This window comes from Rhodospirillales bacterium (genome assembly GCA_016712595.1).
Classification (GTDB): domain Bacteria; phylum Pseudomonadota; class Alphaproteobacteria; order Rhodospirillales; family Defluviicoccaceae; genus Defluviicoccus.
On the sequence record JADJQT010000002.1, the window covers coordinates 692,184 to 703,567 of the forward strand.

The 11,384-nt window shown below is 65.4% G+C and carries 7 protein-coding genes; 1 reads left to right on the forward strand and 6 read right to left on the reverse strand.

Annotation, left to right across the window (positions count from 1 at the left end):
- Positions 1–129 precede the first annotated feature (129 nt).
- Positions 130–2,967: a PHB depolymerase family esterase gene (locus IPK66_15070; GenBank protein MBK8176537.1), complete on the forward strand. Its 2,838-nt coding sequence runs from the start codon at positions 130–132 to the stop codon at positions 2,965–2,967.
- 48 nt (positions 2,968–3,015) lie between these two features.
- Here IPK66_15070 and IPK66_15075 read toward each other — a convergent pair whose 3' ends face one another.
- From IPK66_15075 to IPK66_15100, 6 genes are all read right to left on the reverse strand, one after another.
- Entirely contained in the window at positions 3,016–4,500 is a 1,485-nt protein-coding gene (locus IPK66_15075; protein MBK8176538.1) for a GTPase/DUF3482 domain-containing protein, read from the reverse strand.
- Positions 4,497–6,647, reverse strand: a complete 2,151-nt coding sequence (locus tag IPK66_15080) for a DUF2868 domain-containing protein (GenBank protein MBK8176539.1) — start codon at positions 6,645–6,647, stop codon at positions 4,497–4,499. Before IPK66_15080 ends, IPK66_15075 begins: the two co-directional genes overlap by 4 nt.
- Before the next feature lie 203 nt (positions 6,648–6,850).
- Positions 6,851–8,107, reverse strand: coding sequence for a response regulator (locus IPK66_15085; GenBank protein MBK8176540.1), 1,257 nt, complete (start codon positions 8,105–8,107; stop codon positions 6,851–6,853).
- Positions 8,107–8,499: a response regulator gene (locus tag IPK66_15090; GenBank protein MBK8176541.1), complete on the reverse strand. Its 393-nt coding sequence runs from the start codon at positions 8,497–8,499 to the stop codon at positions 8,107–8,109. The genes IPK66_15085 and IPK66_15090 overlap by 1 nt, the downstream gene beginning before the upstream one ends.
- The gene (locus IPK66_15095; GenBank protein MBK8176542.1) at positions 8,496–9,896 is read right to left on the reverse strand and encodes a PAS-domain containing protein; all 1,401 of its coding nucleotides are present in this window, start codon (positions 9,894–9,896) and stop codon (positions 8,496–8,498) included. The genes IPK66_15090 and IPK66_15095 overlap by 4 nt, the downstream gene beginning before the upstream one ends.
- Positions 9,897–10,609: 713 nt before the next feature.
- A complete protein-coding gene (locus IPK66_15100; protein MBK8176543.1) occupies positions 10,610–11,320 on the reverse strand; it encodes a DUF3365 domain-containing protein in 711 nt (236 codons plus the stop codon).
- Between the last annotated feature and the right edge of the window lie 64 nt (positions 11,321–11,384).

Below are 11,384 nucleotides of genomic sequence, written 5' to 3' on the forward strand. Positions count from 1 at the left end.
CGGAGCCGACCTCTTCTTCCGCGTTGGTGATGAAGGGCATCCCTGTCCCCAGGCCGTCCGAACAAATTAATAAACGACAGTTATTAAAAAACTATGGTGCTCATAAACGGCGCATGGTAGCGTCCTGTCATGAAAACAGGACTGAGACGATACGAATTCAGCGAGCGGCTGGCCGATATCCTTGGGGCGTCGCGCCGCGACGTCCGGGTGCGCGTGACGCTCCTTGTTACCGGCGGCCTGATCCCTCCCGGTCCACGTGGTCCCGGCGCACCGCCGGCAACCGCCGATTATGCCGCCGATCTTCTCGTCGGTGTCATGGCGGCTCCACAACAGATTCACACTGTGGAGGCTGTCCGCTGCTTTCGCGCGCTTAGACCAACGGCGATCGCCGACGATGCGACCAGTCCTGGCGTTATTGTCGGCGTTCCCGCCACCCGGCGCGATCACCGTCAACGCGCCGCGCCGCCGCTGGCTCTCGCTCAATTTGAGTTCGGTGACGCACTTGCCCGTCTGCTCGACGAGGCACGAGACGGCGACGTCCGCGCCATCGCCCGGGATGTGTTCGGCGTCTGGGTAAACCGCGGCTTTCCGGTCGCGGCGCTGCAACTCGCCGCCTGGATGGACGGCAGGCGCACCGTGATCGCACAGCGCTACGAATTACCCGAAGGCGGCCAGTTGCCCGCCTGGCTCGACCCCGGTCGCGGCGGAACCGCCGATCCGGGCCTTTTCCACAGCGTGTTTCTGCCAGTCAGCAAGCTGATCGAGATCGCTGCTCTTACTGCCCCATCAGAAAAAGGGACGCCCTCCGTGATCGAACTCGGACAGACGATATCCAGCCTCGCTCATCTCGCCCGTAATGGCCGCCATCGGCGCGCATGGGAAAAATTCGTCTCGGTCGCGGAAAGCGCGCAAGCCGCGGTCGACGCGGCGGCGGGCACAGCGGCAGACACTGCCCAAGCGCGCGCTCCGCGCCTCACCGAGGTCACTGACTTCGGCAGCAATCCCGGCAACCTGAAGATGCTGGCCTACGTGCCGGAAAGCCTCGGTGCGACACCGGCGCTGGTCGTCGTGCTGCACGGGTGCACCCAGACGGCGACCTCCTACGACACCGGCACCGGCTGGTCGACACTCGCCGAGCGCTACGGTTTCGCCCTTTTGCTTCCCGAACAGCGGCGGACGAACAATCCGATGCGTTGCTTCAACTGGTTTCGCACCGACGATAACGCTCGCGACTCAGGCGAGGCCCTGTCGATCCGCCAGATGATCGACGAGATGGCCGCCCGCCACGGCATCGATCACTCGCGCGTCTTTGTCACCGGTCTATCGGCCGGCGGGGCGATGACCTCCGTCATGCTCGCCACATACCCCGAGGTTTTCGCCGGTGGAGCGGTCATCGCCGGCGTGCCCTATCGCAGCGCCAGCGGCCTGCAGGAGGCGTTCGAGGTGATCTTTCAAGGACCCACCCGGCCGGCGCAAGACTGGGGCGATCTCGTTCGCGCCGCTTCGCTGCACCAGGGGCCGTGGCCGAAAATCGCCGTCTGGCACGGCGATGCCGATTCGACCGTCAAGCCCAGCAACGCCGCGGAGAGCGTCAAGCAGTGGCTCGACGTGCACGGCCTCGCGGCGACGGAACCGGAGGTGGAGCGCACCCAGCGTTTCGTGCGCAGCGTTTGGAAGGACGAAAGCGGGGCAGCGCGCGTCGAGTCCGTCGTTGTCGCAGGCATGGCTCACGGCGCGCCGATCGATCCCTCCGGCGAGGACGGCTGTGGTGTGGCCGGCCCGTTCATCGTCGACGCGGGTGTCTCGTCAAGCCTGATGATTGCTCGTTCCTGGGGTCTGATTGGCGAGCGCCGTCCGGCAATCGACGTTTCGTTTGAAGCGGAACCGACACGCGCGCCAAAAGCAAAGGCAACGGAGCCGGACGCTTCGATCGCCCCGCCGGTTATGGCCGCGCCGCCGGCCGAGGCGATACGGCCCACCGTCCTCGACAAGGAAGTACCGGCCCTCGCGCCGCGAACGGACGGACTGCCGGTCGCAATCGAAATCCCCATTCGCACCGCGTCGCCACAGTCGGATTCATCACCCGGTAAGGCCGAACGCATGGACGAGCGCAAGGCCGATGCGCCCGGCGCCGATCAGACGGCGCGGCGTGGCGGGGAGGGGCCATCGCCAGGTGTCGATATTGGCGGGATCCTTGGCAGGGCGTTCGAGGCGGCGGGGGCGTTGAGAAGTCTGCGCCAGGCCCGACGGCAGGGACCGTCGGCGGGACTCCGCGCCGGCGGCATTGACGTGCAGGGCCTGATCGAAAAATCGCTCGAGACGGCCGAGCGCTTCGCCGCACTGGGCGAGAAGCGCAGTGGACAGGCCGGCTCCGGCCCGGGCGCCAGGCCCTCGGGACGCGGTACGATCGGTGGCATTGATGTGCAGTCGATCCTGACCAAGTCGTTCGAGGCGGCAGGTCTGCTGCATCCCCGCGGCGATGGGCCGTCACGCCCTGGTCGCACTGTAGATATCGCCGGGTCCGGCTGGGAAGGCGATGGCTGGCAGCTTCTCGACGATGCGGACAGGGGGCCGGGTGGCGGGCGGGTCCTGTTCGGTTACGCATCATCGGGCGTCAACTGCGATATCGGCAACAAGGTCATGGTGGCGTCGCGTACGCTCACGCTCGGAGGCAGCCCCCAGTTGAGTTACCAGCGCAAACTGTCGCTGGATGCCGCGATCAACATCCTGACGACAGCGAGCTTCAGCGTCCTGGTCGACGGTATTCCGGTCGACGAAGTCTCCGTCCGCGGCATGGAGTTCAGCGAGGACGAATGGACCTTGCGCGGCGGCATCGATCTCGCCCGTTTTGCCGGTCGTAACGTAACCCTGACCGTCGAACTCGCCGCCAATTCCAATGTCTGCATCGAAGTTGCGGCGAAAGCCTGGATCACCGGCATCACCATCGAAGATGTTGCTGCAGCCTGACGACGGGCGTACGCGGCGGCGCGCGAGACGGTGCGCGCCGCCTACAACTCAGCCGGCGCGGGTTTCGGATGGGGCTTTGCCGATGGCTTGGGATTCCACCTGCGCGAGGTGGTGTTCGATCTGATCGGCAAGGCGGTCGCGGGCGATGGTACGGTCGCGATCGTTGGGGGCGGCGCGGGCGTCAAGCACGGCGAAGCGCGACCATTCGGGGTGAATGCGCGCGTCGACCAAGGTCTCCGGTAATGATCGATCCATCCAGGCGTGACGTCGCACGGCATCCTCATCGGATCGGCTCGCCGGGATTGCCTGCTGCGCGGCATGACCCCGGCGCAGCAGCGCTTCGATCAGCAAGGTTTCGCGCGCGGCGAGAAGCCTTAGCGTTTCCTCCGTCACCTTGAGCTCGGTGAAGCCGCGAAAGACGTCGCCTAATCGCCGGCCGTGAGTCGCAACGCTGCCCCACAGGGCGCCCAGGGCGGCGCCGAGAATGGCCGCGGCGCCGAGCGACAGGCCGCCGGTGACGACATCGATGGCGACTCCGGCGAGCCCGCCAGCGGCCGCGGCGCTGCCGGCACGAATGCCGAACTGGCGGAGCGCCGCAGGGCTGAACAGATCAATGCCCCACTGGCCGTCTTCAAGCGGTAGCCGGTCAGCCTCGTACGCATCGGACGTGAAGCGGAACAGCTCCAGCAACGCCGCGATGCAACGCTGTTCGCCGTCGCGGACCGTCCGCTGCAGCGCTGCGATGCTCTCGTGCTGTCGGTCGATCTCCGTCTCCGGCACGATGAGCGAAAAGGCGGCGGCGTCGATCAGCAGGTCGGCGAGCAGCTCCGCAGCGGAGCGGACGAGCCGCGCGCGTTCGCTCGCGCGCTCCGCGATCAGCGCGTCGAGCGTCGGACGGAAGCGGGCGAGCAGGACGCGCATCGTCTCGAACAGCCGCTGTTCGCCCGTGGCGTCGAAGACGACGGTATCGAATTCGGCGATGGCATGCATATTGATCCGGCCGAGATGCGCGCGCCAAGCGGCCGTTTGCGCGCCCGATCCGGCGACGAAGTTGAGTACCGGAACGACAGGCCGGGCGCATCGTCCGAGAATTTCCAGTTCGTCCCGGTTCTTGCCCAGCACCCGGTCGCGCGCGTCGACCACGTAAAGGGCGGCGTCGCTCGCCAGCACCTGACGGATCGCCTGGGCTTCCTGGGAAAAGCGGCCGCGCGCCTCGTCGCTGGCGAGAAAGGCTTCGATGACATCGATCCAGTCCGCTCTGCCGTCGCCGCGCCGCCCGTCGATCAATTCCAGCAATCCGCCGGGATCCTCGAGGCCGGGCGTATCGTAGAGCTCGATAAACGGTCGCCCCTTGACCAGCAGGGTACTGCCCTCGACGCAACGCGTGGTCGCCGCCCGATTTGAAACGTCGCCAAAGTTGGCATCGCGGGTCAACGTGCGCACCAGCGACGTTTTTCCGGTGTTCGTATGGCCGACGATGGCGATCTTGAGCGGCACGAGTCCGTCCGGCAGCGCCTGCGATCCGGGGGTCATGGCTCTTCCTCCCCCCGGATGCGCTCAAAGCGCTGAGCGAGGGTATCCAGCCACGACCGCGCCGTGTCGGCATCGGCGATCGGTGGCGGGACATCGTCGCCGACAATGCCGTCCAGGCTGCGGCCGATCGCCGCTTCGTCGCGTCCTTGCAATTCGAGGAGGAGGGCGAACAGGGCGGCAGCGCGGACCGCCTGACTAAGATCGGCGGGCGAATCGGAATCGTTGTGGGACGTGGCGAGAGAAGGTCCCAGCAGCGCTGCGGCGCCGGCGCCGAGCCCGGCCCATGCCGGCAACGCAGCGATTGCCGCCGGCGCGATCAAGCCTGCCGCGGCAATGCAGCCTAATGCGCCCGCCGCGGCGCCGGCGGCAAGCCAGCGCGGGTCTGCCCGCAAGCGGGCGGGCAGCAGCGCCACCATGCGACGGGCGCCGGATTTGAGATCGTCGAGGCGCGGTGCGGCGCCGGCCGCGCGCGCCCGCAGGATGGTCTGCCAGCGCGGCTCGCCGCTGCTCGCGTAGACATCGGCGATCGCCCGGTGCAGCGCGGCTTGCTCGTGTACGCCCGGCGCCGCTGTCCAGGTGCGCGCGCGGGACACGATGAGCGCGAAAGCGCGTGCCAGGCGCTCAGCGCCGGCGTGTGCGTCCGGCGCTGTCGCATCGCCCGTGCCGCCGGCAAGGAGGCGTGCGAGGCGGTCTCGGCTTGCGTCCGTCAGGTGCGGCAGGTCGCAGGCGACGATGTATGCGGCCGCGACGCCGGCAAGCATGGCCAGCGCCTGCCAGTCGGCGATTCGTTGTTCGACCTCAACGCGCGGCATGCGTTCGCGCACACGCTGGCCGTCGCTGAGCACGACGACGAGCGGGCAGGGGCTGGATCGGCGCAGGGCGTCCAGCACGACGCCGGTGCCGCGGTCGGGTGTCGCTGCCAGCGAGCAGACGACGACGAGGGCGCGCAAGCCGCTCGCCTCGCTCAGGTCCGCGATCACCCGTTGCCGATCCTGCCGATCGTCGATGAAGCCGAAATCCTGCCAGCGCAAGCCGCGAAGATCAGGTGGCCAGCCCGAGCTGGGAGGCTCGATCTCAAACCCGAGAATGCCGGCGGGACCTTGGCCGGCGATCGGCAGGACATCCGGCGCAATGGTCTTGTCGTCCTGTATATCCCGTCTCATCGCGTCGTCGCTGTCGCGCACGCCGGTCGGCCGGGCGATCGGCATCAGCCGACGACTGAGGCGGGCGAAACCCGCGTGCGTTAAGTCGAGGCGAAAGCGCCGCCGGGCGCAAGAAAGGGCGATCAGGCTCACCAGGAGTGCCACACTGCGCGGAGCAAGACCGTAGAGCAGCAGGCAGCCGATCAGGAGGCCGCCCCAGGCAATCCGGGACTCGCCGAAAGCCTTGCCTTCGGCGCGCCACCGGCTGGCGGCAACCTGCTCCGCGTCCGGCACGGCAAAGCCGAGAGCGTCGAGTGGTGTTGCCAGGGTCCGCGTCGCCGTTATGTAGGCGGGTTCGGACAAGATCGTGGTTTCCCAGGCGAAATCGTATTGCCGGGTGCCGAGCATGATCAGCGCCGATAAGATGCAGCCGGTGAGAAACGCGATCCACAGCGTGTGCGCCATCGCGCTCAATGACCAGCATGCACTCTTGCCTTCGGCGTGCACACTGCTGGCGGCGCGCACGGCGGCAAGTTCGACGTGACCGTGGCCAAACCGGCGGCTGAGCCATCCGCCCATCGCGGCGACGCCTCTGCCGAGGATGCTCGCTGCGGCGCCGCCCGGTCCAAAGACGATCAGCGCCAGCCAGATCAGCAGTGTCAGCGTATGCAGGCCGAGGAGGCTGGCGATTGCCCAGAAAACGTTGACCGGCCCGTCGCCGTGCGATCCCAACACGACGCGCACCGAAGCGGCGCCGGCAGAGGCGGCGATGATCGCGGCGATCGCCGTCGCGATAACCGTCGTCTCGCGCAGCCGGGCAAACGCGGCGAGCAGGGGCGCCGCTATCGTCAGGTGTCGTGCGCGAACGATAATCCGCTCCTCCAGATCGCCTCCCGCGGCACGCGCCGCCGCTTCCGCCGCCGGCTCGTCAAGCGGTGCGCCGCGCGCCTCCTCGTAGTGGCGTACGCCCTCGGCCAGCAGACGGCCCCGTGCTGCGTTGGGCACGCGAACACGGTGGCTTTGCGCGAGGCTTGGGCTCGGTGACGCAGAGATCGACATCGGTTGCGCCCGGCAATCCTTCTCGTCCGGTCGTTGTTCTAGCGCCACTCTAACCAAATCGGCGTACGGTGGAAGGCGATGGCAGGAGCGGTCGAGCACAGACAACGCGATCGCCCGATCCGCGCTCCCGCAGGAAGATCACTGTTTAGCTAGGCGCCCGTCAGAGCGATGACCGGGCCGGTCTGGCCGGCGAGGAGCCGCCGGAGATGGAAGGTAGCCAGCCGATCATCGCTGTTGGCGCCGACGCAGGCGGCGAAACTCTGGGTGGCGTTCGGATCACCGGCCGCCAGTAGCTCAAATGCCTGTCGGTAGTTCACCATTCCCCGCGACTGGCTGGCGGTGGAATCGAGGGGCTCGAATGCGTCAATCCCCCGTTCCTTACCCTTCAGCATGAGAGTGCCAACGGGCCGGCCGACGAAATCCGGAATAAGACGCACCGTTTCGCCACTGACGCACACGCGCGTGCCGAGTTGTTTGTTGGCCGTCTCCAGTCTCGCGGCCGTGTTGACCGCATCGCCGTAGGCGGTGTAGTGGAAAAATGCGTCACCGCCGAAATTGCCGACGATGGCGGCTCCGGTATGCACGCCAATGCGGGTATGACCGATCGGCACCGCCTCCGCCTTCTTGCTCTCGGAAAACGCGCGCGCGAATGCGTCCAGCTCGAGGGCGCAGGCGACAGCACGGGCAGCATGGTCCGCGTGCTCGAGGGGAGCGCCGAACATGGCGTGAATGGCGTCGCCGACCAGCGTATGGATGGTTCCGCCATGCGCAAAGACGATGCGGGACAATTCCCCCATGTACTCGTTCATGACGGTGACGACGATCGATGGATCAAGCCGTTCGACAAACGGCGTGAAGTCGGCAAGGTCAGTAAACAGGAACGTCAGTTCCCGGCGCTCACCGCCGAGATCGAGCGCTTTGGGGTGGTCAGCCAGATAATTGGCGAGATTAGGCGAGAAATAACGCGCGAGATTGGCGCGTGCCCGCTCCGCCTCGATTCGCAGCTGGTTGGCGCGGCGTAAGGCGTCGAGGTCGGCGATGGTCTTGGCGATGGTGGCTTCCAGATCGTCGAAATCGATCGGCTTGGTGATGAAGTCGAAGGCGCCGCGATTCATCGCGGTTCGAATGTTCTTCATATCGCCGTAAGCGGAGATGATCACCGTCCGCAGCATGCTTGAAAGGTCTTGCAGGCGCGTGAGCAGGGTCAACCCGTCCATACGGGGCATATTGATATCGGACAGGACGACGTCGACATCCGGGTGGCTTTCCAGCCGTGCAAGCGCCTCCTCGCCGTCACTGGCGAACAGGAAAGCGTATTCGCCCGCGCCAATCCGGCGGCGAAATTTTTGCGTTACGAGTAATTCGAGATCGGGCTCGTCGTCGACAACCAGGATCTTTTTGACCATCAAATGCCGTCTCCGGCAACGTAAGGCTCCAGGGTGCGCTTGAGATCACCGAAATCGACCGGCTTGGTGACGAAATCGCTGGCGCCATAGTCAAGGGCGCGGCGGCGATTGTCTGCATCGCCATAGGCTGAAACCATGATCACGACAAGGCGCGGCCAGCGCTGCTTGGCTTCGCGCAGCAGGTCGAGCCCGGTCATTCCCGGCATGTTGATGTCGGACAGCACCAGGAACCGCTCGGCGGCATGACTGCCGGCGAGGAACGCAAGGGCTTCATCGCCGGAGGTGGTAAACTGAATATCCAGTTCGCCGCGCCGGATCTCACGCCGGAAAGACTGCCGGAACAGCTCTAGGGCATCGACCTCGTCGTCGACAAGTAGAACCTCGACCGTCATCTGTCGGCCTCCCCCGATTTTTCGGCTACTTTACCGCACGGCAGGCGCACGGTGAACTGCGTATACTCGTCCGGGCGTGAGTCGACATCGAACGTTCCGTTGTGCGCGTGGACAACGATGTCATAGCTCAACGACAGGCCGAGGCCGGTGCCTTCGCCCGGGGGCTTGGTGGTAAAAAACGGCGTGAAGACCTTCTCGACGGCGTGCGCGGGAATGCCGGTGCCATTGTCGCGGACGCGAATCTCGATGGCGTCATTGGTGCGCCGGGTGGCAACGGCGAGCGTCGGCTCGTACGTAGGATCGGCACATGTCCTGTGGCGCTCCTGGGTTGCGTAAAAACCGTTGGAGAACAGGTTCAACAGCGCCCGGCTGATGTCCTGCGGGATGATCTCAACCGTTCCCGCAGCGGGGTCGAGATCGCGCTGCAAGGTTATATTGAAACTCCGGTCCTGAGCGCGCGCGCCGTGATAGGCAAGGTTCAGGCTTTCTTCGACGAGTGCGTTGATGTCGGCGGGACGACGTTCCGCCGGACCCTCGCGCGAGTGCGCCAACATGCTCTTGACGATCGAATCCGCCCGCGCCCCGTGTTCCGCGATCTTCTTGAGATTGCCCGTCACCGTCGCAAAGAGGTCCTCGATCTCCTCGCGTGCGGCGACGTCGAGGTGGGGGACCGCATCGTCCAACAGCACTTTCAGCTCAGACAACAGCTCTGCCGACAGGCTGGCGAAATTGTTGACGAAGTTGAGCGGATTTTTGATTTCGTGGGCGATGCCGGCGACCAGTTGACCTAGAAGGGCAAGTTTCTCCGCCTGCACGAGGCTGTTCTGTGCCCGCTGCAATGCGTGCAATGCATCTTCCGCCCGTTCCTTCTCGGCCCGCAGTTCTTGCTCGTGCTCCTTGAGCTCGGTGACGTCGGTATAGACCGCGACCGTCCCGTTATCGGGCGTTCTGCGCTCGGTCACGCGGATCCAGCGGCTGTCCCCGTGACGGTGGAGGTGCGAGCCACCCGGATTGCGGTGCTCGTTCAGGCGGTGTTGCAGCCAAGCCTCGCGGGACCATTCACCTGGATCGTGAAGCCCGAGGTCCAGCGCAGCGCGCGCGATGTCCTCGAAGGCCACACCGGCGACCACGCAGTGCTGCAAGCTGGCGTACAGCTCCTTGAACCGGCTGTTGGCCAGCACGAGCCGATCGTCGTTGTCGTAAAGCACGATTCCGTCGGTGATTGTCTCGACCGCGGTTTCGATCGTCCGCCGCTGCTCGTCTCGTTCCCGGCTGAGCCGTTCGCGCGCGAGCAGGCTCTCGCGAAACAGTTCAAGGGTTCGCGACATGGCGCCGATTTCGTCCCTGCCTGCCGGTGGGATGTCGACGCGCAGGTTTCCGGCGGAAAGGCCATCCATGGCGCTGACGAGGCGGGCGAGCGGCAGCGAGATGGAACGCAGCAGTAGGCCAGTCAGAGCAAAACCGGTCACCACCGCCACCGCGACGGCTGCCAGCGCCAGATGAAGGGTCTGTTCGGTTTGGCGGGCTACCCGATCGCGCAAACTCCGCGATTCCTCGCGCAGCCGCGTAACCAGTGCGGCGAGCTTGGTGTCCGCGTCCTGCATGTCGGCGCGCGCCGGCGCCATCAGGGAGTTGCCGAGAACGCGCTGGTCGTGTGTGTAGGCATCGACCGCCAGCAGCGATTGCTGCATGACCCGGTCGGCGTCGGAGCGAATGGCGCCGGCCGCCTGGGGGGCGACCGCGGAGAGCCGATCGAGTTCGTCGTCGAGGCTGGCGCGCGCCGCTCGGGCGCGCGTCTCCGCGTTCATCAGCAAGCTCACCGCCAGGTCGGTGAGCCAGTACTTCATCTCGTTAAACTGGCTGCTCGCCCGATAGGCCGTCTCCAGTACCTCGACGAGCCGGGTCTGCTCCGCCAGCGACGCCGTGTTACGCACGAGCGTGCGCGTTAAAAAGAAAGTGGTGGCGAGGAACACGACGAGGCCGACGCCCGCCAGAACGATGAACCGGGTTCGAATGGAAAACCGCATCATGCTTGAACTGCTTCCGCTCGCGTTGTGCCGCACCCGAACGTTCGCGGTCATTGACCGGCGTTTGGGTCTCGTCGCGTTGATCAACGGTACAAGATCACGCTGATCACGCCGCCAAGCGAGCCCTCGTCGCCACCCTCTTTCGGGTAGCCAGTTATATCCATTTCACCCTTGGGATGGCCATGACAGACGAGACAGGATGTCTGGTAGTACTCCGGGATTAAAAAGCGGAATGCTTGGCGTCCGTGCACGCTTTGCGAATCCTGAATCGGTTTTCCCGTGGTCCAGTCTGGGGATTTAAGCTTTGTATCTATGATATTTTCTTCCCATGGATCGGGTAATGATTTGCGGTTGCGTACTAACTCCTTGGGAGCTGTAACCTTCATTTCCGCCTGTCCCTGCATCAGTGTGTCAAAACGCTCGTTGACGAGTCTGGCGAAAACCGCAGGAATGAAGCCCTTGAATCCGACTCCCGGCAGGTTGATCGTTGACTGATGTTCGTCGGTGACCTCGACGATCGACGTTTCAAGCGCCGACATCGCGCGTCCGTATCGGCTCTGCGCAGTGTTGCTGGCGAGATCATCCCCCGTCGCCTGCCGGTAGCGCTGCCGCGCGTCGGCAAGGACCACCGCTCCGGTCAAACCCTTATCTCCGATGCTTGGATCGTTGATCAGGTCCTGTTTCGCCGAGATCACACCGCGCGCGGCGCGGAGCAGTTCGGCGAGGCTGATGGCTGTTTCCTCATCGCTTCGCTCGCTATCCGTCGCCAGCGCGACGTTCGCGGCAAGCACCATCCCGGCAACAATCAGTGCGACCATCCGGCCCCAGGCTGCGGGTTTTCTCCTTGGCACGATCAAT